General features: G+C 66.2%; 24 protein-coding genes. 11 read left to right on the top strand and 13 right to left on the bottom strand.

Annotation, left to right across the window (positions count from 1 at the left end):
• Nucleotides 1–163 precede the first annotated feature (163 nt).
• Genes cysD through ACO05N_RS07435 form a run of 3 tightly spaced genes read left to right on the top strand, consistent with a single transcriptional unit; the run spans nt 164 to nt 3,704 of the window.
• Nucleotides 164–1,060, top strand: coding sequence for a sulfate adenylyltransferase subunit CysD (gene cysD / locus ACO05N_RS07425; RefSeq protein ID WP_422056525.1), 897 nt, complete (start codon nt 164–166; stop codon nt 1,058–1,060).
• Nucleotides 1,060–2,973 (top strand): sulfate adenylyltransferase subunit CysN, encoded by a 1,914-nt coding sequence (cysN, locus tag ACO05N_RS07430; protein WP_422056526.1) that lies wholly within the window; start codon nt 1,060–1,062, stop codon nt 2,971–2,973. The genes cysD and cysN overlap by 1 nt, the downstream gene beginning before the upstream one ends.
• Complete coding sequence (locus ACO05N_RS07435; RefSeq protein WP_422056527.1) at nt 2,973–3,704, top strand: 3'(2'),5'-bisphosphate nucleotidase CysQ; 732 nt, start codon at nt 2,973–2,975, stop codon at nt 3,702–3,704. Before cysN ends, ACO05N_RS07435 begins: the two co-directional genes overlap by 1 nt.
• Nucleotides 3,705–3,743: 39 nt before the next feature.
• On the opposite strand, the gene ACO05N_RS07440 is transcribed toward ACO05N_RS07435, so the two are convergent.
• A complete protein-coding gene (locus ACO05N_RS07440; RefSeq protein ID WP_422056528.1) occupies nt 3,744–4,769 on the bottom strand; it encodes an NAD-dependent epimerase/dehydratase family protein in 1,026 nt (341 codons plus the stop codon).
• Nucleotides 4,770–4,867: 98 nt separating this feature from the next.
• Here ACO05N_RS07440 and galU point away from each other — a divergent pair, with 98 nt between their 5' ends.
• The gene (galU, locus tag ACO05N_RS07445; protein WP_422056529.1) at nt 4,868–5,737 is read left to right on the top strand and encodes a UTP--glucose-1-phosphate uridylyltransferase GalU; all 870 of its coding nucleotides are present in this window, start codon (nt 4,868–4,870) and stop codon (nt 5,735–5,737) included.
• 370 nt (nt 5,738–6,107) lie between these two features.
• Here the strand turns inward: galU and ACO05N_RS07450 are convergent, their stop codons facing one another.
• Nucleotides 6,108–6,347 carry a hypothetical protein gene (locus ACO05N_RS07450; protein ID WP_422056530.1) on the bottom strand — a complete coding sequence of 80 codons (240 nt, stop codon included), beginning with the start codon at nt 6,345–6,347 and terminating at the stop codon, nt 6,108–6,110.
• A gap of 428 nt (nt 6,348–6,775) precedes the next feature.
• Here ACO05N_RS07450 and ACO05N_RS07455 point away from each other — a divergent pair, with 428 nt between their 5' ends.
• On the top strand, nt 6,776–7,798 hold the full coding sequence (locus ACO05N_RS07455; RefSeq protein WP_422056531.1) for a peptidase M48 family protein: 1,023 nt from the start codon (nt 6,776–6,778) through the stop codon (nt 7,796–7,798).
• Here ACO05N_RS07455 and ACO05N_RS07460 read toward each other — a convergent pair.
• Genes ACO05N_RS07460 through ACO05N_RS07475 form a run of 4 tightly spaced genes read right to left on the bottom strand, consistent with a single transcriptional unit; the run spans nt 7,795 to nt 10,369 of the window.
• Nucleotides 7,795–8,682: an alpha/beta fold hydrolase gene (locus ACO05N_RS07460; protein WP_422056532.1), complete on the bottom strand. Its 888-nt coding sequence runs from the start codon at nt 8,680–8,682 to the stop codon at nt 7,795–7,797. The two genes, ACO05N_RS07455 and ACO05N_RS07460, sit on opposite strands and share 4 nt — an antisense overlap.
• A gap of 60 nt (nt 8,683–8,742) precedes the next feature.
• Entirely contained in the window at nt 8,743–9,642 is a 900-nt protein-coding gene (locus tag ACO05N_RS07465; RefSeq protein ID WP_422056533.1) for a pirin family protein, read from the bottom strand.
• Nucleotides 9,642–10,085, bottom strand: a complete 444-nt coding sequence (locus ACO05N_RS07470; protein ID WP_422056534.1) for an NUDIX hydrolase — start codon at nt 10,083–10,085, stop codon at nt 9,642–9,644. The genes ACO05N_RS07465 and ACO05N_RS07470 overlap by 1 nt, the downstream gene beginning before the upstream one ends.
• Nucleotides 10,082–10,369 carry a BolA family protein gene (locus tag ACO05N_RS07475; RefSeq protein WP_422056535.1) on the bottom strand — a complete coding sequence of 96 codons (288 nt, stop codon included), beginning with the start codon at nt 10,367–10,369 and terminating at the stop codon, nt 10,082–10,084. Before ACO05N_RS07475 ends, ACO05N_RS07470 begins: the two co-directional genes overlap by 4 nt.
• Before the next feature lie 36 nt (nt 10,370–10,405).
• Here ACO05N_RS07475 and ACO05N_RS07480 point away from each other — a divergent pair, with 36 nt between their 5' ends.
• Nucleotides 10,406–11,011 carry a J domain-containing protein gene (locus tag ACO05N_RS07480; RefSeq protein WP_422056536.1) on the top strand — a complete coding sequence of 202 codons (606 nt, stop codon included), beginning with the start codon at nt 10,406–10,408 and terminating at the stop codon, nt 11,009–11,011.
• A gap of 56 nt (nt 11,012–11,067) precedes the next feature.
• Here the strand turns inward: ACO05N_RS07480 and ACO05N_RS07485 are convergent, their stop codons facing one another.
• The 6 genes from ACO05N_RS07485 to ACO05N_RS07510 are packed head-to-tail and all read right to left on the bottom strand — an operon-like array spanning nt 11,068 to nt 14,975.
• Entirely contained in the window at nt 11,068–11,727 is a 660-nt protein-coding gene (locus tag ACO05N_RS07485) for a glutathione S-transferase family protein (protein WP_422056537.1), read from the bottom strand.
• Nucleotides 11,724–12,515 carry a VOC family protein gene (locus tag ACO05N_RS07490; RefSeq protein WP_422056538.1) on the bottom strand — a complete coding sequence of 264 codons (792 nt, stop codon included), beginning with the start codon at nt 12,513–12,515 and terminating at the stop codon, nt 11,724–11,726. Before ACO05N_RS07490 ends, ACO05N_RS07485 begins: the two co-directional genes overlap by 4 nt.
• A gap of 52 nt (nt 12,516–12,567) precedes the next feature.
• On the bottom strand, nt 12,568–13,293 hold the full coding sequence (locus tag ACO05N_RS07495) for a DUF1428 domain-containing protein (protein ID WP_422056539.1): 726 nt from the start codon (nt 13,291–13,293) through the stop codon (nt 12,568–12,570).
• Complete coding sequence (locus ACO05N_RS07500; RefSeq protein WP_422056540.1) at nt 13,290–14,012, bottom strand: glutathione S-transferase family protein; 723 nt, start codon at nt 14,010–14,012, stop codon at nt 13,290–13,292. Before ACO05N_RS07500 ends, ACO05N_RS07495 begins: the two co-directional genes overlap by 4 nt.
• 13 nt (nt 14,013–14,025) lie before the next feature.
• Nucleotides 14,026–14,517 carry a VOC family protein gene (locus tag ACO05N_RS07505; RefSeq protein WP_422056541.1) on the bottom strand — a complete coding sequence of 164 codons (492 nt, stop codon included), beginning with the start codon at nt 14,515–14,517 and terminating at the stop codon, nt 14,026–14,028.
• A 23-nt stretch (nt 14,518–14,540) separates the two neighbouring features.
• Nucleotides 14,541–14,975, bottom strand: a complete 435-nt coding sequence (locus ACO05N_RS07510; RefSeq protein WP_422058719.1) for a VOC family protein — start codon at nt 14,973–14,975, stop codon at nt 14,541–14,543.
• Nucleotides 14,976–15,117: 142 nt separating this feature from the next.
• Between ACO05N_RS07510 and ACO05N_RS07515 the strand changes: the two genes are divergently transcribed.
• Nucleotides 15,118–15,786, top strand: coding sequence for a winged helix-turn-helix transcriptional regulator (locus tag ACO05N_RS07515; protein ID WP_422056542.1), 669 nt, complete (start codon nt 15,118–15,120; stop codon nt 15,784–15,786).
• 71 nt (nt 15,787–15,857) lie between these two features.
• Entirely contained in the window at nt 15,858–16,862 is a 1,005-nt protein-coding gene (cobS, locus tag ACO05N_RS07520; protein ID WP_422056543.1) for a cobaltochelatase subunit CobS, read from the top strand.
• A gap of 45 nt (nt 16,863–16,907) precedes the next feature.
• Here the strand turns inward: cobS and ACO05N_RS07525 are convergent, their stop codons facing one another.
• Nucleotides 16,908–19,049 (bottom strand): methyl-accepting chemotaxis protein, encoded by a 2,142-nt coding sequence (locus ACO05N_RS07525; RefSeq protein ID WP_422056544.1) that lies wholly within the window; start codon nt 19,047–19,049, stop codon nt 16,908–16,910.
• 205 nt (nt 19,050–19,254) lie between these two features.
• On the opposite strand from ACO05N_RS07525, the gene cobT reads away from it, so the two are divergent.
• From cobT to ACO05N_RS07540, 3 genes are all read left to right on the top strand, one after another.
• Complete coding sequence (cobT, locus tag ACO05N_RS07530; protein WP_422056545.1) at nt 19,255–21,087, top strand: cobaltochelatase subunit CobT; 1,833 nt, start codon at nt 19,255–19,257, stop codon at nt 21,085–21,087.
• On the top strand, nt 21,080–21,364 hold the full coding sequence (locus tag ACO05N_RS07535) for a ribbon-helix-helix domain-containing protein (RefSeq protein WP_422056546.1): 285 nt from the start codon (nt 21,080–21,082) through the stop codon (nt 21,362–21,364). The genes cobT and ACO05N_RS07535 overlap by 8 nt, the downstream gene beginning before the upstream one ends.
• A gap of 79 nt (nt 21,365–21,443) precedes the next feature.
• Nucleotides 21,444–23,768 (top strand): TonB-dependent receptor, encoded by a 2,325-nt coding sequence (locus ACO05N_RS07540; protein WP_422056547.1) that lies wholly within the window; start codon nt 21,444–21,446, stop codon nt 23,766–23,768.
• Nucleotides 23,769–23,813 lie beyond the last annotated feature (45 nt).

Below are 23,813 nucleotides of genomic sequence, written 5' to 3' on the forward strand. Positions count from 1 at the left end.
CCTTTCGTCGCGGCTGTCTCGCCGCCCTATGCACAGCCGAAGCGTGCCATGCGACCCAAAAATGGCGTTGCCATGGCACGGGGCAATCGCGCGCATATGGCCTGAAGTCGCATAAACAATTACTAGATCGCAGCGGGCGGAGGTGATCCATAGATGACTGCCCATGACATCCCTCACACATCTTGCCCGGCTGGAGGCCGAGAGCATCCACATCCTGCGCGAAGTGGTTGCCGAGGCCGAGCGGCCGGTGATGCTCTATTCGGTCGGCAAGGACAGCGCGGTGATGCTGCATCTGGCCAAGAAGGCATTCTTCCCCGCGCCGCCGCCCTTTCCGCTGCTGCATGTCGACACGACGTGGAAGTTCCAGGCGATGTACGACCTGCGCGACCGCGCGGCGCGTGAGGCGGGAATGGAGCTGCTGGTCCACCAGAATCCTGAGGCCAAGGCGCGCGGCATCAACCCGTTCGATCATGGCGGGCTGCACACCGACATGTGGAAGACCGAAGGGCTGAAACAGGCGCTCGACCTGTACGGCTTTGACGCGGCGTTCGGCGGCGCGCGGCGCGACGAGGAAAAGAGTCGCGCAAAGGAGCGCGTGTTCAGCTTCCGCTCGGCCAGCCACCGCTGGGACCCCAAGGCGCAGCGGCCCGAGCTGTGGCGGCTGTACAATGCGCGCAAGGCAAAAGGGGAGAGCATCCGCGTCTTCCCGCTGTCCAACTGGACCGAGCTCGACATCTGGCAGTACATCCGCGCCGAGGGGATCGATATCGTCCCCCTCTATTTCGCCGCGCCGCGCCCGACGGTGGTGCGCGGCGGCCTGACGCTGATGGTCGATGACGACCGCTTCCCGCTGGATGGCGAGGAGCCGGTTATGCGCTCGATCCGCTTCCGCACATTGGGCTGCTACCCGCTGACCGGTGCGGTCGAGAGCGAGGCGGCGACGCTGGACGATGTGATTCAGGAAATGCTGTTGACGACGACGAGCGAGCGTCAGGGGCGCGCGATCGATCACGATCAGGCCGCGTCGATGGAAAAGAAGAAGCAGGAGGGGTATTTCTGATGACCTCCTCCTACCGCCCCGACGCCCTGATCGCGTCCGACATTTCCGCCTATCTCGAACAGCATCAGTCGAAATCGCTGCTGCGCTTCATCACCTGTGGCTCCGTTGATGACGGCAAGTCGACGCTGATCGGGCGGCTGCTCTATGATTCGAAGATGATCTTCGAGGATCAGCTCGCCGCGCTCGAAGCCGATTCGAAGCGGGTGGGGACGCAGGGGCAGGAAATCGACTTCGCCCTGCTCGTCGACGGCCTTGCCGCCGAGCGTGAGCAGGGAATCACGATCGACGTCGCCTATCGCTTTTTCGCGACCGAGAAGCGCAAGTTCATCGTCGCCGACACGCCGGGGCATGAACAATATACCCGCAACATGGTCACCGGCGCGTCGACCGCCGACCTTGCCGTGATCCTGATCGACGCGCGCAAGGGCGTGCTCACGCAGACGCGGCGGCACAGCTTCCTGGCGCACCTGATCGGCATCCGCCACATCGTGCTGGCGGTGAACAAGATGGACCTGGTCGGGTACGACCAGGCGACCTTCGACGCCATCGTCGCCGACTATCGCGCCTTTGCCGAGAGCATCGGCATCGCCGCATTCACCGCGATACCGATTTCGGGGTTCAAGGGCGACAACATCACCGGCGCGAGCGCCAACACGCCGTGGTACAGCGGACCGGCGCTGATCGAGCATCTCGAAACCGTCCCGGTCGGCGGGGAGGGCGACGTGCGCCCGTTCCGCATGCCGGTGCAATGGGTCAACCGCCCCAATCTCGATTTCCGCGGGTTTGCCGGCACCATCGCCAGCGGGTCGGTCAAGCCGGGCGACGCGGTGCGCATCCTGCCATCGGGCCGCACCAGCAATGTCGCGCGGATCGTCACTTATGACGGTGATCTGGCGGAAGCCGGGCGCGACCAGTCGGTGACGCTGACACTGGCGGATGAGGTCGATTGCTCGCGTGGCGACGTGATCGTCGCGGCCGATGCCCCGCCTGAGGTCGCCGACCAGTTTCAGGCGACGATCGTGTGGATGGATCAGGAAGAACTGCTCCCCGGCCGCGCCTATTGGCTCAAGCTCGGCACGCAGACGGTCAGCGCGACGGTACAGCCGCCGCGCCACGTCATCTGCGTCAACACCATGGCCGAGCTGAGCGCCAGGACGCTGGCCCTCAACGATATCGGCGTGGCGGAGGTCTATACCGACCGGCCGATCGTCTTCGAACCCTATGCCGACAGCCATGACCTGGGTGGGTTCATCCTGATCGACAAGCTGACCAACGCCACCGTCGCGGCGGGCATGCTCAACTTCTCGCTCCGCCGCGCGCAGAATGTCCACTGGCAGGCGCTGGAAATCACCCGCGAGGCCCATGCCGCGCAAAAGGGGCAGCAGCCGCGTCTGCTCTGGTTCACCGGCCTGTCGGGATCGGGCAAGTCGACCATCGCCAATCTGGTCGAGAAAAAGCTGCACGCGCTCGGCAAGCACAGCTTCCTGCTCGACGGCGACAATGTCCGCCATGGGCTGAACAAGGATCTGGGCTTCAGCGACGCCGACCGGATCGAGAATATCCGCCGCGTGGGCGAAGTGGCGAAGCTGATGTGCGACGCGGGGCTGATCGTCCTCACCGCCTTCATTTCGCCGTTCCGGGCGGAGCGGGAGCTGGTGCGCCGGATGCTGCCCGAAGGCGAGTTCTTCGAGATTTTCGTCGACACCCCGCTGGAAGAGGCCGAGCGCCGGGACGTGAAGGGCCTGTATAAAAAGGCGCGCGCGGGTGAGATCGCCAATTTCACCGGCATTACCAGCCCCTATGAGGCGCCGACGAACCCGGAGATACGCATCGATACCCAGAGCGTGACTCCCGAGGAGGCGGCCGATCTGGTGGTCGAGCATATTCTCGGCATCTGGTCGCCCGTGCTGTGATGCAGGTCGATGACGCGACGCTCGCCCGCCAAGTGGCCGACGCTGCTGCGGCTCTGCTGCTGGCAATCCAGGACGATGGCGCCGACGGAGCGCGGGGAGACCGCGAGGCGAATACGCTGATCCTCGATCTGCTGCGCGCGGCGCGGCCGGACGATCCGATCCTGTCGGAGGAGTCCGCCGACGATTCGGCACGGCTCCAGTCGCGGCGGGTGTGGATCGTCGATCCGCTCGACGGCACGCGCGAGTTCGGTGAGGGACGCGACGACTGGGCCGTGCATATCGGCCTGTCGATCGACGGCGTCGCGGCGGTCGGCGCGGTGGCGCTGCCCCGGCGCGGGGTAACGTTGTGCACCGCCCAGCCGCCGGCATTGCCGCCCGCCGCCGCCCCGCCACGGATTCTGGTCAGCCGGACCCGCGCGACGCCGCTGTGCACCGGAATTGCCGATGCGATCGGGGCGGAACTGGTCGGCATGGGATCGGCAGGGGCAAAGGCGATGGCGCTGGTGCTGGGGGAGGCCGAAATCTACCTCCACTCCGGCGGGCAATATCAGTGGGACAATTGCGCTCCGGCCGCAGTTGCCGCCGCCGCCGGGCTGCATGTATCGCGGATCGACGGGTCGCCGATCCGCTATAACGAAGCCGAACTGTCGCTCCCCGACCTGCTCATCTGCCGCCGCGAATGGGCGGCGCCGGTGCTCGATCTCGTGGCGAAGAGCGGGGTTTGCGGGTGACCAAATAATCCTCCCCCGCAAGGGGGAGGATATTATCTGTCAGCCCTTCTCCGGCGTGACATGCTCGCGGTACCAGCGGACGAACTCGGCCACGCCCTGATCGACCGGGGTGGTCGGTACGCGGCCGGTCAGTGCCCGCAGCAATTCCGGCGAGGCTTCGGTGGCGGGGACGTCGCCGGCCTGCATCGGCAGGAAATTCTTCTTCGCGCTCATGCCCAGCGCCTTTTCCAGAGCGGCGATGTAATCCATCAGCGGGGTGGGGGTGCCGCCGCCGATATTGACGACACGGAACGGCGCGGCGGGCGACAGGCTGTCGTGCGGGCCGACCGGTTCGCTGCCCGGCACCGCCGACACCAGATCGACGATCGAGCGGACGAGGTCTTCGACATAGGTGAAGTCGCGCGCCATCTCGCCATTATTGTACACGTCGATCGCCTGATCGCGCAGCATCGCATCGGCGAACTTGAACAGCGCCATGTCCGGCCGGCCCCAGGGACCATAGACGGTGAAGAAGCGGAAAAAGGTCGTCGGGATGCCGAACAGATGGGCATAGCTGTGCCCCATCAGCTCGGTTGCGCCCTTGGTCGCGGCATAGAGGCTCATCGGCGTCTGCGTCCGCTGCAGTTCGTCGAACGGCATCGACGTGTTCGCGCCATAGACCGAGCTGGTCGAGGCGGCGAGGAAGTGGCGGACGGGGTTGTGCCGCGCCAGCTCCATCAGGTTGAAGGTGCCGACGATATTGGTGCCGACATAATCCGCCGGGTGGTCGATGCTGTAGCGGACTCCGGCCTGCGCGGCGAGGTGGATGACGGCGTCGGGGGCGAAGTCCTTCCACGCCTGGGTCAGCGCCGCCCCATCCTCGATCGAGATGCGCGCCAGCTCGAAATTGGCGTGGTTCGACAGGATTTCGTTGCGGCGTTCCTTGAGCGACGGGTCGTAATAGGGGGTGAAATTATCGACCCCCAGCACCTTCGCCCCCGACTGGAGCAGCAGGCTGGAGGTATGGAACCCGATGAAACCGGCGGACCCGGTGACGAGGACGCGGCGGTTGGTAAGGTCGTTCATCTTGGTCTTTTCCCCTTCGGCTTGCGGCGCGCCTAACCCAAAGCCCGCCCTTGTTCTATGCTCCTGATCGGCTATTCGCTCGGGCAGGAGATTTGAGCATGACGATCAAGAAGCTGCGCAAGGCCGTTTTCCCTGTCGGGGGTCTTGGCACCCGGTTCCTGCCCGCGACGAAGGCGATGCCCAAGGAGATGCTGCCCGTCGTCGATCGTCCGCTGATCCAGTACGCGGTGGATGAAGCGATCGAGGCGGGGATCGAGCAGATGATCTTCGTCACCGGCCGCGGCAAGAGTGCGATCGAGGACCATTTTGACATCGCGTACGAGCTGGAGGCGACGATGGCGTCGCGCGGCAAGTCGCTCGACATATTGGAGCCGACGCGGCTCAAGCCCGGTTCGATTGCCTATGTCCGCCAGCAGGAGCCGATGGGCCTGGGCCACGCCGTGTGGTGCGCGCGCGACATCGTCGGGGACGAACCGTTCGCGGTGCTGCTAGCCGATGATTTCATGGTGGGGCAGCCGGGCTGCCTCAAGCAGATGGTCGACGCGTACAACAAGGTCGGCGGCAACCTGATCTGTGCGCAGGAAGTGCCCGATTCGCAGACCGACAAATATGGCGTGATTACCCCCGGCACGCGCGACGGCACGCTGACGCAGGTGCAGGGGTTGGTCGAAAAGCCCAAGCCCGGGACGGCACCGTCGAATCTGGCGGTGATCGGTCGCTACATCCTTCAGCCCGAAGTGATGCGCGTGCTCGAGACGCAGGAAGCGGGCGCCGGTGGCGAGATCCAGCTGACCGACGCGATGGCGCGGATGATCGGCGATCAGCCCTTCCACGGCGTGACGTTTCAGGGGACGCGCTATGACTGCGGCGACAAGGCCGGGTATGCGCAGGCCAATCTGGCGCTGGCGCTGGCGCGCGAGGATATCGGTCCGGCGGTGCTGGAATTTGCGCGCGGCCTGATTCGCTGAGGGTGGTGCAGCGGACCCTGCGCGTCCGCGCGCGCAGAAACTGACGACCTTACGCCAACGCGCGCAATCCTGTCAGCCTGGCTGACCGACGACGCGGGCGGCGGTCGATGTGCGGGAGGCTGCGGCGCTGCGGTCCGAACCGATGCGGCGCGCCGGGCCGTGCCGCCTTAGCTGCACATTCCGCCTCCTTCTGCAGCGACGATCAAGTAAGTGGGCAGCGCGCCAGCCTAACCCGCTCGAGCGGTTGTCGTCGGAAACCCCGCCGCTCGACCCGGCCCTTTGCCTTGGCGAACAGCGTTCCCACCGGACACAGCCAAAAAAAATGGCGGCCCGAGAGCCGCCATTTCAAAAACCGTTTGTGCGAACCAGCTTACGGGCTGGTCTGCTGGTCTTCATTTTCCTCGACCGCAACGTACAGACCGAGGCCAACCGCCACGACCACGAACACGATCAGGAAGGGGAAACCACCAGCCTGCTGGTTCGATTCACCAGCCGGAGTCGCAACGCGTGCTGCCTCAGCCTTCGAAACCGACGTCTGAGCCGCGGCCAGCGCCGGGGTCGTTGCAAGCGAACAGGCCGCAACGGCCATCATCAACTTTGCCAACCGCATAATTTGCTCCCTCTTCTTATTCTCACGCGACTTTGTAGCGCGTGCCCTATGCCACAGCCGCAGGATCAGCTCAACAGGCTAAAACGCCTAATTGGAGCATCCCCCGACCGGGCTAGAACGCCATAGTCGTTGATCGGTTCCAGCCCAAGCGAGCGATTTCGCACCCGCCAAACACATCGACCGAGCAACAGCCAAGACGGCCTTTGCACCGGATGCGTTAAGTTTTTGTGGCACAAACGTCAACTCGATTGGCGTCAAACCCCGACATTCGCGTGCAATTGTGGCGATGAAGCAACGCTTTTTGCCGCAATGCCGCATTTCATATGCTTTCGTACCGGCCATCGGCAAAGCCGCTGCCCGACCAGCGATTGTGCGAATCACCCCCGCACCGGCTTTGACGCGATTCGCGATCGGGCATAAGCGGTGCCATGCGTTGCGGATCCCGCCTGTTTCATCTGTTGCTGACCGTGTTGCTGGTCGCGTTGGTCCCGCCGGCCGGGGCGCAGGCGGCCGCCGACGCGGCGTTGTTCGAAGGGTTCCGTGCTGCCGACATGCGGCTTGCCGACGCCGGTTTCCGGCTGAGTACCGCCAATGCCGCGCTGTGCGACCGGCTTGAGCCGGGGCACGGCATTCAGGTCCACAGCCTCGACCAATATGCCTCCGGCCTACGTCCGGCAGTGGCGGCGCATTTCCGCTTTGCCGGAGCGCTCGCGGTCGAAGGGGTGGTAGCGGACGGCCCGGCCGCGCGTGCCGGGATTCGCGCGGACGACACGATCGTCCGCTTCGGCGGAATTGCGGTCGCGCCGCCAGGCGACGGCCCGCCCTCGACCGATCGGCTGGTGGGGTTCTGGACGGCGGTGGCGGCGCTGCCCCCGACGGCCCCGATTCGCGCCGAGCTGTTGCGCGATGGTGCGCCGGTGACCGTGACGATTCAGCCGGTCGCGGCGTGCCGCACCCGGTATGAACTCGCGATCACCTCGGCCCTTGAGGCCAGCGCCAATGGCGAGATGGTGCGGATCAGTTCCGGCTATTATGACAGCTTCGGCCCCGAGCTGGTCGTCGTCGCGATCGCGCACGAGCTCGCGCACAATATCCTGCAGCACCGCGAGCGACTGAAGGCGGCGGGGGCGCAGTTCGGCGTGCTGTCCGGCTTTGGCCGCAATGCCGACCTGTTCCGGCAAACCGAGTTGCAGGCCGATACGCTCGCCGTGCATCTGCTGGCGCGCGCGGGGTATCCGGCGAATCTTGCCAGCCGGTTTCGCCAGCATCCGGTGGCGAAGGCGCAATCCGGCATGTTCCAGGCGCGGTCGCACCCGCACTGGCGCGATCGGCTGCGCGTGGCGCTGGTCGAAGAGGCGCGGATCGCGGCGGCCGGGCCGGGGGCGCCGTTCGTGGTGGAACGGGGCACGCCGCTGACCGGCAACTGGCGGCCGCTGGTGCCGAAGGATTAGATCCCCAGCCACTCCCGCATCGCGTCGGTGACCGGCGCGGGCTCTTCCCATGGCACGAAATGCCCGGCATCGATCTTCATAAGCGTCAGGTCCGGAATCAGCGCGTCGAGCCCTTCAAGCTGCACCGGCAACAGCGCGGTGTCGCGCATCCCCCAGATCACCAGCACCGGCATGCGCAGTGGCGGGAAGGGGGCGTCGAGGAACGCCGGGCGGTCGGGCGTCTCGTCCATCGCGGGCACCACGATTGCGCTGGCGCGATACCAGTTGAGCATGGCCGTCATCGCGCCGGGCTGGCTCCATTCGTCGAGATAGGCGGCGCGTTCCGGTGCGATCAGGTCCGGATCGGTGTGCTTGGCAAAGGTCGTGTCGAAGAAGCGATCGACCCCCATCGCCGCAATCTGCGCGTCGAGCGCCGGGTTGCGGAAAGCGCGGATATATTGGCTCGCCGCGCGCTGATCCATGTCGTCATAAAGCGACTTCTGGAAGACGAAGGGGTGGGGGGCGTTGACGATGATCAGCCGCTCGATCCGGTCGGGGTGCTGCAGCGCCGCCATCCAGGCGATCGCCCCGCCCCAGTCATGCCCGACCAGCACGAAGCAGTCCTTGCCGAAGTGGGTGGCGAGCGCGAGCAGGTCGGCCACCGGCTTGTCGGCCGTGTAATTCTCGACCCCTTCCGGCTTGGACGAGCGGGCGAAGCCGCGCTGGTCGGGGGCAATGACGAAATGCGTCTTGGCCAGTTCCGGGATCTGGTGCCGCCAGGTGCGGTGCGATTCGGGGAAGCCGTGAAGCAGGATGATCGCGGGCGCGGTGGGGTCGCCGGCGGTGACGACGTCGAGCTCCACGCCCGTGGGCAGCGCAATTCGCTGAAGTTCAAATCCGGCCATGGCCCTCTCCCTCGATTTTTCGAACCTAGGGTATGGGGGCATGGCCGGGCTGGCAAGGCCTCAGGGGTAGCTGACGGTCTTGGGCACTTCGGGAATCGGAATGAATTCCTTGTCGTCGCCCGGCACCGTGGGGAACAGCCCGGCCTTCCAGTCGGCCTTGGCCTGATTGATCCGGTCGCGGTCGGACGAGACGAAGTTCCACCACACATGGCGCGGCGTGCTGAACGCCTCGCCCCCGCACAGCATCACCCGGCCGCCATCGCGCGAGGTGAGGCGCGCGGCAACTCCGGGGCGCAGGACGTAGAGCGTCTGCGGCTCCAGCTCGACCCCGTCGAGGCTGGCCTGGCCCAGCGCGACATAGACCGCGCGCTCGTCCGCCTCGGCATCGATCGGCACGCTGGCGCCCGGGTCCAGCAGGATGTCCGCATAGATCGTGCCGGCATAGGTCGTCGTGGGCGCGGTCTGGCCCCATAGCGACCCCATGATGATCCGCGCCGTCGCCCCGCCGCTGTCGATCACGGGCAGGTCGGCCCTGGCGACATGTTCGAAGGCGGGGTCCATCTCCTCGAACCGCTCGGGCAAGGCGAGCCAGGTCTGGATGCCCGACAGCTCCGGCCCGGCGGCGCGCTCAGTGGAGGGGGAGCGCTCCGAATGGACGATGCCGTTGCCCGCGGTCATCAGATTGACCGCCCCCGGCTCGATCGTTGCGAAGGTGCCCAGGCTGTCGCGATGGTCGATCGCGCCGGCAAAGAGATAGGTGACGGTGGCGAGGTTGATGTGCGGATGTGGCCGCACATCGATGCCCGTCCCGACCTCCAGATGCGCCGGGCCCATCTGGTCGAAGAAGATGAACGGCCCGATCATGGTGCGCGGGCGCGAGGGCAGGGTGCGGTGGACCTTGAACCCGCCCAGATCATGGGTGGTCGGGTGGATGGCGTGGATGAACAGGTCGTCGGTCATCAGCGTGTCTCCAGCAGCGCCAGCATCGCGCCCAAATCTTCGGGGAAATAGGGTTCGTCATGCGCGGCGAGTTCTTCGGGCGTGAACCAGCGCCATTCGCGCATCACGCGCTGTTCGAGCGCGGTGTGCGCGCCGCAGTCAATCTCGGTAACCTCGGTGACGACGGCGAAATAGCGTTCGTCTGCGCTGACCGGATCGCCCTCGATCGTCACGAACTCGACCTCGCGCCGCGCCACTTCGGGCCCGCAGTCGAGATCGAGGCCGGTTTCCTCGCGCAGCTCGCGCCGCGCGGCCCGCGCATAGCTTTCGCCGGGGTCGAGCGCGCCGCCGGGCGTGCACCAGAAGGGCGGGCGATCCTCGGGGGTGAAGCGGAACAGCAGCACGCGGCCCGCGCGATCGGTCAGCAGGATGCGGGCGGCCGGGCGGGGCCGCCGCGCGCTCACGCCTCCCCCGGCGCGCTCGCGCGGATCGCCATCGCATGGACGCGATCGGTCATCAGGTCGCCGAGCGCGCGGTTGACCAGCCGTTGGCGGTCGAGGCGGGACTTGCCGGCAAAGGCCGTGCTTTCGATCACCACGGTGAAGTGCGATTCGCCGCTGCCATCGTCGCCGCTATGGCCGCGATGCTTGGCGCTGTCGTTGATCACGTCCAGCCGCGACGGGCTGAGCGCAGCGGTGAGACGGGCGGTGATTTCGGCGGCGACGGGGCCGGTAGCGGTGTCGGTCATCGCGCCTATATAGGCGGTTTTTTCCCCGGAGTCAGAGTGTCCCGCGAAGCCCCTAAAGATCGTCCCAAGGCCCGTTTCCATGGCCGCGTCGAGGCGCCGGGGCGGCTGTGTGCGGAACCGGGCTGCGCCGAACCGGGCGAGTTTCGCGCGCCTGCCGGGCCGGGCGGGCGCAGCGGCGACGGGCCGGGCGCCTATCGCTGGCTGTGCCTCGATCATGTCCGCGCGTTCAATTCGCGTTACAACTTCTTCGCCGGAATGAGCCCGGAGGAAATCCACGCGGCACAGCGGCCCTATGCCGGGTGGGAAGCCGAATCGCGCGCCTTCACCGCGACCGGCGGCGCCGACCGTCCGCCGCGCTGGGCCGACTTTGCCGATCCGCTCGACGCCATCGGCGCCCGCTTCCGCGCCGCCCGCCCGCAGGAGCGCAAGGACGGCAAGCCGCTCTCGGGCAAGGACCGCGAGGCGCTGAAGGCGCTCGACCTCGACCTCGATGCCGACCGCACCCAACTGCGCCGCCGCTATTCGGATCTGGTCCGGCGCTACCACCCCGATCGCAATGGCGGCGACCGCAGCCATGAGGGCGCGCTGCAAAAGGTGATCACGGCCTATCAGCAGCTCAAGAGCTCGCCCGCGTTCGCGTAACGGTTCAGCTGCGCTGAACACGGCAGCGGGCCGGTGCCGCCTAACTCAAAACAACTCTAATCCCGGTCGGGCGCGCCGAGCGGGAAGAAGTGGCGATAGGGCCGAGCGCCATCGACTGCGCGGGCAACCGAGGGATACGCGAGCAGCCGGGCGCGATAGGCGCGCAGGTTCGCGTGTTCTTCGGGGATCGGGATGATCCAGTCGGCGTAGAACAGCGCAGGCGCGGCGGACAGGTCGGCAAGGGTGAAGCTGTCGGTCGCCACCCATGTGCGGCCCGCCAGATGCGCGTCGAACCAGGCATAGCTGGTAGCGAGCTGCGCCGCGACCTGATCGTCCGCCATCGGATCGCGCTTGTCGGCGGGCCGGATCGCGTTGAACACCAGCCGCGCGGCGGGGTCCATCACCTGCTGGTCGAACAGCCGGTCGAGCATTCGCACCTGCAACGCCGCGTCAGGATCTGCCGGGATCAGGCGGGGCGCGCCCGACAGCCGATCGACATGCTCGGCGATGATGCTCGACTCGCCGAGCACCAGATCGCCATCGACCAGCAGCGGAAAGCGCTTGAACGGCCACAGCTCGGCCCAGCGTGCGCTGTTCTCCGGATCGTCGGGCGAAACCATGCGCAGCGTGAAGGGCAGGTCGTGGTCGTAGAACGCGATCAGCGCCTTCCAGCAATAGGAGGAGAAAGGGTGGGCGTAGAGGTCGGGAGCGCTCATTTCGGGGCCACCAGCCCGAACACCGCGCCCTGCGGATCGGTCGCGTGGAACACGCGGTCGCCGCCGGGTACTTCCATCGGATCGCTGTGCGGCGTGCCGCCCAGTTCCTTTACCTTGGCATGCGCAGCTTCGATGTCGGGGACGCGGAAATAATAGGTCCAGCCGACCGGATCCTCGGCCTTCTCGCGCGGCATCATCGCGCCCCACACGACGTCCATATCGTCGCCCGCATCCTTGCAACGCAGGAAGCTGTATTCGCCCCACGGCATCGGCATGCCACCGGCGCGCTCCCAGCCGAACACGGTGCTGTAGAAGGCAAAACCCGCCTCCGCGTCGCTGGTTTGCAGCTCGTTCCAGCTGACATGGCCTTCGCCGAACCGGGCATAGGCGGTGCTGCTCTCGGGGCTGGAGCCGCGCATAACGTAGAAGGGCACACCCTGCGGATCGGCGACCATCGCGAAGCGGCCGGTGTCGGGAATGTCGGTCGGGGGCACATGCACCGATCCGCCCGCCGCCTTGAGCTGTTCCACGCTGGCATCGACGTCGTCGACCCCGACATAGCCGAGCCAGCCCGCCTTCGCGCCGCCCGCCAGCATCGCCGCGTCGAGCGTCAGCATGCCGCCGACATCGCCGTCCGCTGCGTGGAGGATGCGATACTCCGCACCGCTCGGAGCCATCGACTCCGCGTCGATCGTCCAGCCGATCACCGCTTCGTAGAACGCGCGTGATGCCTGCGCGTCGGGGGTCATCAGTTCGTACCAGATCCAGCTGCCGTGCGGGTTGGTCATGTCCTGCGCTCCTTCTTGAGTCCTTCCCTCCAGGGGAGGGGCTAAACGTGCCTCACGCTTTCACCGTATCCAGGATCGGCGCAAAGCCGCCCCACATCATGCGCTGTCCGTCGAATGGCGGTTCGGGTTCGCGGTTGCTGTCGTCCGCCATGATCGCGGCCCAGGCGGCATCGCGCGCCGCCTTGTCGGGCCATTCGATCCAGGCATAGACGACGCTCTCGTCGGCCTGCTTGTGCGTCGCGCGGTTATAGTCGGTCACCGATCCATCGGGGGTATCGTCGGCCCAGGCCTCGACCACGCGCAGCGCACCATGCGCCTGAAAGATCGGCGCCATCCGCGCCGCCAGTTCATGATAGGCGTCCCGCTTGGCGGTCGGCACCGGCAGGACATAGCCATCGACGTAGCCCGGCGCGGTCGTGGCCGGCCCGGTATCGACGATCGCCTCGAACCCGGCAAAGATCATGCGGCTGCCATCGAACGGCATGTTCTTCATGCCTTCGAGCGCGTTCGAATCGTTCATCATCGTTTCGTTGGCCGCGTCGCGCGTCGCCTTGTCGGGATATTCCAGCCAGCTGAACAACACCGTCTCGTCGTCCTTCAGGCCGACCGATTGCTTGAGGTCGTTGACCTTGCCGTCGGGCACATCATCGCCCCAGGCTTCGACGAAGCGGGTCGCGCCCAGCCCCTTGAACAGGTCGATCGCGCCATGGGCGTGCTTAATATACTCCGCCTTGTTGGCGGTGGGGACGGGGGTCAGGAATCCTTCGACATAGGTCATTGGGCCGCTCCTTCGAGTTGCTTTTGCTGTTCGAGCCACGCCGCGATGTGCGGCGGCGGCGATCCGGTGAAGCCCGCCATCTGCGCATCAAGCGCGCGCTGGAAGGCGGGACGCGCAGTGCCGCGCGCGACATAGGCGGCGAGCGTCGGATAGGGGTCGAGCAGGTCGCTGCCCTCATGCATGCGCAGCACCGCGACCATCAACAGGTCGCCGGCGGTAAAGACGTCGCCGTCCAGCCACGCCCGGTCTCCGAGGCGCAGCGCTAGTTCGCCGAAGCGCTCGTCGATCCTTGCCTTCACCGCCGGCAGCCGCCGCTTCGACCAAGGCTTGTCGGCTTCAAACAGCGTGGCGATGGCATAGTCGGTCAGCGGCGGTTCGACCGTGTTGAGCGCGGCGAACATCCATTCGATCGCACGCGCGCGGGCGGCGGGATCGGTCGGAAACAGCCCGTCCCAGCGCTCGGCGATTTGCTGTACGATCGCCCCGGACTCGAACAGGGTCAGCCCGTCATGTTCGAACGTCGGCACCTGACCGAACGGCTGGAGCGCGCGGTGCGGAGCGTGCTTCTGGTCGCCCTGCGGCAACAGGCGGACGGCGTAGGATTGCCCGACCTCCTCGAGCGCCCAGCGGACGCGCAGATCGCGGACCTGCCCCTGTGCAAAGGGCGGCACCCAGTCAAAGGCGGTGATGGTAATCGGTGCGGACGGATCGATTGGCATGGCGATACTCCTTTCAGGCCGGAACCGCGGCGGCGGCGGCGGCTTCGATGGCGGCGATGTCGATCTTGCGCATCGGCATCATCGCCTGCATCGCGCGCTGCGCTGCGGCCTTGTCGGGATTGTCCCATACCAGCTGCATCAGCCGGTCGGGCGTGACCTGCCAGCTCACCCCCCATTTGTCCTTGCACCAGCCGCACTGGCTTTCCGCCCCGCCATCGGCGGTGATCGCGTCCCACAGCCGATCGGTCTGCGCCTGATCGACGGTATGGATGATGAAGCTGACCGCTTCGCTATGCTGGAACATAGGCCCGCCGTTGAGCAGCAGATAGCGGTGCCCGGCCAGTTCGATCTCGACCAGGATGACCTCGCCCGCCTTCTGGCTCGGCGTGTCGATCGGCGTGCGTTCGGTGCGGACGATGCGGCTGTCGGGGATCAGCGACGTATAGAACGCCGCCTGTTCCTCGGCGGTATAGTTGCTCCACATACAGGTGGTCATGCGGGTCATGGCATCTCTCCTGTTGCCGCAGTTCAGGCCGGCTCGTGCGCCGGACCTTCGGGGAAGGCAGCCATCGCGGCCTCCATGTCCATGAACATCGGCTCGAAAATATGCCCGTCGGGATCCTCGAAGCTGCGGCTGTACATGAAGCCCATATCCTGCAGCGGGCGGACATCGGCCGTGCCGCCGGCTGCGCCCGCCTGTTCGGTGATCGCGTCGACGTCTGCGCGGCTGTCGAACGACAGGCACAGCAGCACCTCGTTCACCTTCGCGGAATCGGCGATCGTCTTGTGTGGGATGAAGGTCGAATAGAAGTCGTGGCCGAGGATCATCAGCGTGATCGTGTCCGACCACGTCATCGCGCTCGCCACCTCGTTGCTGAAGCGCGCATCCTTGGTGAAGCCGATCGCCTCGTAAAAGGCGGTCGATGCCGCAACGTCCTTCACCGGCAGGTTCACGAAGATCATCTTGGGCAACGTGCTTCTCCTCGGGTGCGTCGGGGAAACTCTATGGTTCCGAATCGCTTGCTTGAGCGTGATGCGCCGATGAGTTATCAAAAGCAACTATGAAGTTAGAAAAAGTGACCAAGTGTAATATGGGGCGGGGCAGTTGAAGCGCGAACGGCGCCGCTGGTATGACGATGCGTGCGGTACGGCGATGGCGCTGGAGCTGGTGGGGGAGCGCTGGTCGCTGATGATCGTGCGCGAACTGATGTTCGGTCCGCGCCGGTTCAGCGAGATCAAGGCGGCCTTGCCCGGCCTGTCGGCGAATGTGCTGACCCAGCGGCTCGAGGGGCTGGAGGAATCCGGCATCCTCACCCGGCAAAAACTCCCTCCGCCCGCCAACGCTCAGGTCTATGCGCTCACCCCCTGGGGCTATGAGGCGGAAAAGCCGATCCAGCTGCTCGGCGCCTGGGCGGTGCGGTCGCCCGAACATGATCCGACGCTGCATCTGTCGGCGGCCTCGGCGATGATGTCGCTGCGGACGATGCACAATCCGGGACTGACCGGCGATCTCGATTTCGTCATAGGGTTCCGCATGGGCGACGACGCGTTTGTCGGCCGCTACAACCACGACGGGATCGAGCTGAAGCGTGGCGACCCGAGCGGCGCGGACGTGATCTTCAACGGTCCGCCGACCGCGATTGCCGGCGCGGTTTATGGCGGCGCGCTGGCGGAGCTCGAGGCCGCGGGGGTGCTGCGAATCGATGGCGATCACGCCCTGGCCGAGGCGTTTGTGACCCGCTTCCCCTTGCCCAAGAAATGGAGCGAGGACTGAACCCAGCTTGCGGCGCGGGGCGCGAGCCGATACCGCACCGCAAAACACCTTGTCCCGAGTCCGGAAGCCCGATGACCAGCATCCCCAATACCCAGCCCGACAGCCGCGACACGACGATCCTGCAGGCTCCTGACAAGACCGTCAGCGTCCGCGACCTGTTCGGCATCGACATCGACATGAACGTGCCCGCGTTCAGCGTGGCGGATGAGCGCGTTCCCGACCTCGACCCGGCCTATGTCTTCGACGCCGACACGACGCTCGCGATCCTCGCCGGCTTCGCGCACAACCGCCGCGTGATGATCCAGGGCTATCACGGCACCGGCAAGTCGTCGCACATCGAACAGGTGGCCGCGCGCCTTAACTGGCCGTGCATCCGCATCAACCTCGACGCGCATATCAGCCGTATCGACCTGATCGGCCGCGACGCGATCGTGCTGAAGGACGGGGTGCAGGTTACCGAGTTCCGCGAAGGCCTGCTCCCCTGGGCGCTGCAGACGCCGACCGCGCTCGTCTTCGACGAATATGACGCCGGCCGCCCCGATGTGATGTTCGTGATCCAGCGCGTGCTGGAGACCGAGGGCAAGCTGACCCTGCTGGACCAGAACCGCGTGATCCGCCCGAACCCGTGGTTCCGCCTGTTCGCCACCGCCAACACCGTTGGCCTTGGCGACACCAGCGGGCTGTATCACGGGACGCAGCAGATCAACCAGGGCCAGATGGACCGCTGGAACATCGTCGTCACGCTCAACTACCTCCCCGCCGCGGTGGAGGCACAGATCGTGCTCGCCAAGAGCGGTGAATATGACAAGCCGGGCGGCAAGGAGATGGTCGAGAACATGGTCCGCGTCGCCGAGCTGACCCGCCGCGGCTTCATCAACGGCGATATCTCGACCGTGATGTCGCCCCGCACGGTCATCACCTGGGCGCAGAATACCGAGATCTTCAAGGATGTCGGCTTCGCCTTCCGCCTGAGCTTCCTCAACAAGTGCGACGAGGCGGAGCGCTCGCTGGTGGCGGAATATTACCAGCGCGTGTTCGGCAAGGACCTGCCTGAGAGCGTGGTGAGCAAGGCCTGATCTGCACGGCGGGGCGTCGACGCGCCCCGCCGGCTGGTGTTTGGCTCACGCCGCTACGGCGTAGCTCCGGCGTTGCGGCGTCCCGTCGATGTCGAACTGCGCGGCGCGGCCGGCGAGTTCGGTCGCCTCGTTGCGCAGCTGCTGCGCGGCGGCGGAGGTTTCCTCGACCATCGCGGCATTCTGCTGGGTCGTCGTGTCCATGCCGCTGACCGCGATCACGATTTCGGAGATCGACATCGCCTGGACGCGGTTGTCCTCGACCAGCGAACTGACCAGCGTATCGACCTGGCCGAACATGTCGGCGATCTGGACCAGCGCGCCATCGACGCTGCCGACGGCGCCGACCGCATTGCCGACCTCCTCCTGAGTCACGGTCAGCTGGTCGCGGGCGCGCTTCGCTTCTTCTTCCGCGCGCATCGCGAGGGCAGAGACGAGGTCGGCGACAACGGCGAAGCCGCGGCCGGCCTCGCCCGCACGGCCGGCTTCGACCGCTGCGTTCATCGCAAGGACGCGCGTCTGGAACGCGATCTTGTCCAGCCCCTCGATGACGTCGTCGATGCCCTTGGCGCATTCGGACACCCGGTGCATCGCCGCCACCGCGCCCGAAGCGACATCGCGGCCGCCCGTCACGCTGGCATTCGCGCGCTTTGCGCAGTTCAGCGTTTCGTCGGCTGAGGCCGCGCTGGCGCGCAGCCGGTCGTCGATCTGCGACAGGGCGGCGGAGGTCTGTTCCAGGCTCGCAGCGCTGCTCTCGCTGCGGCTCGCAAGGTCCTGTGCGGCTCGGGCGATTTCGCTCGATCCGGTCTGGATGCTCTCCGACCGTTCGACGACAGCCGCGATCAGGTCGCGCAGCGTCGTCGCGGTCGCGTTGAAATCGGTCTTCAGCTGCGCATAGGCAGGCGGGAACTCGGCATCGATCCGCGCGGTCAGCTTACCCTCGCGCAGTGCGGCAAGGCCGGTCCCGATCGCGGCGGTGACATGGCGCTGCTCCTCGGCGGTGCGGGCCTGTTCGCGCTCGCGCTCGGCGGCGGCGAGGCGGAAGACGTCGGCGGCGCGGGCGAGCGTCCCGATCTCGTCGATGCGATCGGTTTCGCCAACGGCGAGGTCTTCCCCCTTGGCGAGGCGGTCGACCGTATCGGACAGGCGGCCGAGCGGTAGCCCGACTACCCGCTTCGAGGCGAGCCACAGGGCGGCCAGCGCGCCGGCAACCAATATGACGCCGATCACCACCAGCATCCAGGTCAGCGCATTGGCCGGCGCGGTGATCGCCGCCTGCGGAATGTCGACGACGACCGCCCAGCGATCGGCGATGCCGTCGATCGACACCGGGACAGCGAAGCGCATCCATTGAGCGCCATCGGCTGCGACATGCGTGAAGCGCTGCGCTGTGCCGGTCTTGATGACGGCGTCGATCAGCTCCTTCTGATCCTCGTCATAGGGCTTCATCCGCATTTCGGGGTTTTCGTGCGCGATCCAGTTGCCGTCCTGCGCGATCAGGCGGACCCGGCCCGACCCCAGCGGCCTCTGCTGCATCAGGCCGGCGGACAGGTCGTCCAGGCTGATGTCGAACCCCGACACGCCAACCACCTGATCGCCGCGCCGCAACGGGAAGGTGATGCTGAACATCAGCACGTTCTTACCATCGACGGGATAGCTGTACGGGATGCTGAGGCGACCGGCGGCGCGCTTCAGGCCCCCGGCATAATAGTCCTTCTGCCAGTCTTCGGGCGGGCTGGCATTCTGCTGGTTGATCTTGCCGCTCTTGTCGCGGGTCAGATAGGGGGCAAAGCCACCGGCGACATTGTAATTGGCGCTGCCTGCCAGTTCGGGGCGATGATATTCCGGCTCCAGGATCGACCAGGCCCCAAGCACCGTCGGCGCGGCGTCGAGAAAACCGCGCAGCTGGGCCACCGTGCGGTCGGGGGCGAAGCCGGTCGTGGTCAGATCGGTCGAGATCGACCGCGCCATCGCATGCGACGCGCCGACGATCCCGTTCACATCGGTCGCGATGCCGCTGGCATAGCGTTCCGCCGTTGCTTCCGCCGTATCGCTCGACCCCCGTCCGACGACGGACGACGCCTGGAGCGTGACGATCGTGAAGCCGATCGCGAGCAGCACGCTGATCGCGCCGGCGCAGAGCGCGACCAGCTTGCCCGCGACGGGCAGGCGATCGAAATAGGTCTTCACGCTGGCGGCCGACGGGCCGCCTTTGGCGGATGCAAAGGACAAACCGGGTCTCCCGAAATACATGGTGCCGAGGTTGGTAAAGGGCGCCGTTTCCATTGTTATAGGCCGTACGCATGAGGGCGGGCGCTTGGACGGGAAAATCTCCTTGCGCGACCTGTCCAGCAGGACGCTTGTGTCGCGCGGCCGCATTGCGCATGGACGGGGCATGGCCAGCGACTCTCCCCTCGATCAGTTCAAGTCCGTCCTTGCCGGAACCGCGCGGGCATTGTCGCATGAGGCGGAGCTGGAACTTGCCTTCAGCGCCGACGCGCCGGCGCAGTCGGGTCGGCACATCAAGGTGCCGATGCCGGGCCGCAACCTGCCGCCGGAACAGGTGGCCGAGGCGCGCGGCTTTGCCGATAGCTATGCGCTGCGGCTGCGGCTGCACGATGCCGCCACGCATCTGAAGGCAGCGCCCAAGGAACCGGTGGCGCGCGCGGTGTTCGACGCGGTCGAAACCGCGCGGGTCGAGGCGCTGGGATCGCGCGGCTATGCGGGAATCGCCGACAATCTCGACCATGCGCTTGAGATGAAGATGCGCTCCGACCCGATCAGCCGGGCGCGGACGCGCGACGAGGTGCCGCTGTCGACCGCGGTGCAGCTGCTGGTGCGCGAACGGCTGACCGGGCGTGAGGCACCGGCGGCGGCGGCGCTCGGCCTCGGGCTGGTGCGCGACTGGATCGAGGACAAGGGCGGGGCGGATCTCGACGCGCTGGCGCTGGCGATCGACGATCAGGCCGCGTTCGCGCGGCTGGTCGGCAATCTGCTCGCCGATCTTGAGCTGACCGAGGGCGATCTGGTCCCCGAAGAATCGGAAGACGGCGGCGGCGAGGACGAGGGTACCGACGAAGCCGACGAGAGCGAGGCGGACGCGGGCGACGAGGCTGGCGATACTGGCGAGAGCGAGATCGACGCGCGCGGCGAACAGCGCGAGGGCGAGGGCGAAGAAGGCCCGGAGACCGAGCAGGAACAGGGCGAGTTCGAGGAAGGCGAGGGCGAGCCCGGCGACCCGGGCGACGAGGGCATGATGCCCGTCCGCCCCAACCGCCCCTGGTCCGATCTGCCGCCGCAGTTCGAATATGGCGCCTACACCCATCAATATGACGAGGTGATTGCCGCCACCGACCTGTGCGACGATGAAGAGCTGACGCGCCTGCGCGCCTATCTCGACACGCAATTGTCGAACTTGCAGGGCGTGGTGACCAAGCTTGCCAACCGGCTCCAGCGCCGCTTGATGGCGCAGCAGAACCGCAGCTGGGACTTCGATCAGGACGAAGGGCTGCTCGACGCCGCCCGGCTGGCGCGGGTGATCGTCAACCCGATGCAGTCGCTGTCCTACAAGGTCGAGAAGGAGGCCGAGTTCAAGGACACGGTGGTCACGCTGCTGATCGACAATAGCGGGTCGATGCGCGGCCGGCCGATCAGCATCGCCGCGATCAGCGCCGACATCCTCGCCCGCACGCTGGAGCGCGTGGGAGTGAAGACCGAGATCCTCGGCTTCACCACCCGCGCGTGGAAGGGCGGCCAGTCGCGGGAGAAATGGCTGGCGGAGGGCCGTCCCGCGCAGCCCGGTCGCCTCAACGACGTGCGCCACATCGTCTACAAACAGGCCGACGAGCCGTGGCGCCGCGCCAAGAAGTCGCTCGGGCTGATGATGCGCGAAGGGTTGCTCAAGGAGAATATCGACGGCGAGGCGCTGCTCTGGGCGCACCAGCGGCTGATCGCGCGGCCGGAGGATCGCAAGATCCTGATGGTGATCAGCGACGGTGCGCCGGTCGATGATTCGACGCTGAGCGTGAACAGTGGATCGTATCTGGAGCGGCATCTGCGCCAGGTAATCGGGTGGATCGAAAGCCGTTCGCCGGTCGGGCTGGTCGCGATCGGCATCGGCCATGACGTGACGCGTTATTACAGCCGCGCGGTGACGATCATGGATGTCGACCAGCTGGCCGGCACGATGATCGAACAGCTGGCGTCGCTGTTCGACCTCGATGCCTGACGCTCCTGGCGGCATCGCGCCGCCGCCCGGCGGCTTCCACCCGCCGGTCAAGCGATCGATGACGATCGCCGCGCACCCGACCTCGATCAGTCTTGAGCCGGTGTTCTGGGAGGCACTGGAAGCCGCTGCGGCAGCGCGCGGCCTCCCGCTCAGCGCGTTGGTCGCACAGGTCGATCATCTGCGCATTCAGACCGACGATCCCCCCAATCTGGCAAGTGCCTTGCGCAGCTGGCTCCTCGCTGATGCAGCGGATATTGCGACAAAGTTGCGACAATAATGAAAACGATTCGCATTAGTGTTGACAGTGCGAACGACTCTCAATAGAGGGCCCCCAACGACAATCGAAGGGGGTTTCCATGTCTCGCATCTCGTCGGGCGGCCACCGCGCCGCGCCCGCATTCCTGGCGCTCGCCGCAGTCGGCTTCGTCGCATCGGCACCAGCTTACGCAGCCGATCCGGCTGATCCGGTCGCCGAGCAGGATCGCGCCGACGTCGTCGTTACCGGCAAGGAAGTGAAGTCGGAACAGGAAAGCCCCAAGGCGACGCGCCCGGTCCGCGACACGCCGCAGACGGTGACGATCCTGACCGCCAAGACGATCGAGGAGCAGAATCTGCTCACCCTGCGCGACGTGCTTTCGACCGTGCCGGGCATCACCTTCGGCGCTGGCGAAGGCGGCGGCGGCTATGGCGATTCGATCAGCCTGCGCGGCTATTCGGCCAACACCGACATCACCGTCGATGGCGTCCGCGACAGCGCGCAATATAGCCGCACCGACAATTTCGACCTGGAGCAGGTCGAGGTCGTGAACGGTGCCAATTCGGTCTATGGCGGCGCCGGTTCGGTCGGCGGATCGATCAACATCGTGACCAAGCGACCGCTCGAGCGCACCCAGGTCGTGGTCAATGGCGGCATCGGCACCGACGACTATTATCGCGGCACGCTCGACGCCAATGTCCGCACCAGCGAGTTCGTCGCCGTTCGCCTCAACGCGATGGTGCATCAGAACGACATTCCCGGCCGCGACGTCGAGAATTACGAACGCTGGGGCATCGCGCCCTCCGTCACGCTGGGCATCGGCGGCCCGACCAGCCTGACGCTGAAATACCTCCATCAGCAGGACACCAACATCCCGCAATATGGCGTGCCCTATTATGTCGGTTCGGGCGGGCTGATCCCCGAAGTCGATGCCAGCGACTATTTCGGATACCGCAACGTCGATATCCAGAAGACCAATGTCGATCAGGCGACGGCGATCTTCGAACATGAATTCAGCAAGTCGCTCAGCATCCGCAATCTGACGCGGTGGCAGGATGTGCGCCAGTTCATTCGCGTCGCGCCGCCCCAGGGGACCTTCTGCCTCTCGACCGGCCTGACCCCGCTCGGCGCGGCCTGCGCCAATCCCGGCTATTATGTGCCCGGCGGTCCGCGCGGCAACACGCGCGATTCGCGCAACCAGCTCGGCTATACCCAGACCGATCTGCGCGCCGAATTCGGAACCGGCGGGGTTTCGCATACTCTGGTGCTCGGCTTCTCGGCGGCATGGGAGAAATATTTCCTGCGCACCGGCAACTCGCTGCGCAACGCCGATGGCAGCAATCCGAATGCCGCCGGCTGGCCGCTGATCAGCATCGCCGATCCGAACAACGTCGTCGCGGGTCCGGCGGGCTTCACCTATGGCAGCAACGTCTATACCGGCCCGATCAACTTCATCCCGACCCAGCACCAGCATGGCGAGTTGGAGAATGTCGCGGTCTATCTGTTCGACACCATCGCCTTTTCCGACCAGCTGGAGCTGAACGGCGGCGTCCGGTACGAGCATAACAGCGGCTGGTATCGCGCGGATACGGTGGCATCCTCGGGCAGCAACTTGGGGCAGGTGACGCCGGGCGAGCGCTTCGACAATAGCGACAATCTGTTCAGCTATCGCGTCGGCCTGGTCTACAAGCCGGTGCCGGAGGTGAGCCTCTACGCCGCCTATGGCAATTCGAAGACGCCGTCCAAGACCTCGGTCAACGGCTCCTGCACCGCCGCGACCTGCAACGTGAAACCCGAAAGCGCGCTCAATTACGAGATCGGCGCCAAGGCCGAACTGATGGGCGGCGACCTGTTGCTGACCGTCGCCGCGTTCCGCAACGAGCGGGATCAGTACAAGGTCGCGTCGGTCGATCCGCAAATTCCCGAACAGCAGCTCGATGGCCGCTCGCGTGTCAACGGCATCGCGCTTGGTGCCACCGGGCAGATCAGCGACGCCTGGTCGATCACCGCCAACTATACGTATCTCGACAGCAAGATCCTGCAGAATGCGGCGGACGGCGCGGCGACGGATCCGGCAGTGGGGGCGGCGCTCCAGAACACCCCGACCCATTCGGGCAGCCTGTTCACCACCTACAAGCTGCCGTTCGGGCTGCGCATCGGCTATGGCGTCACCTATCAGGGCGATTTCGCGCTTAACCTGCCGACCGATACGGTGACGCAGATCTACCGCGTCGCGGACTATTGGGTCCACAACGCCTTCCTCGCCTATGACATCGGCGAGAATTTCACCGCGCAGCTCAACGTCAAGAATGTCACCGACGCAGATTATTTCACCCGCGTACGCGCCAATGCCGGCACCACCGTCGGCTGGGCAACCGCGGGCGAAAAGCGCGCGGCGGTGCTGACGCTCGGCTACCGCTTCTAAGGGCTAAAGGGGGAGGAGCGGGTGGGGGCCATCCCTGTCCCCCGG

The sequence above is a fragment of the Sphingomonas sp. genome (assembly GCF_965227385.1).
Taxonomy (GTDB): Bacteria; Pseudomonadota; Alphaproteobacteria; order Sphingomonadales; family Sphingomonadaceae; genus Sphingomonas.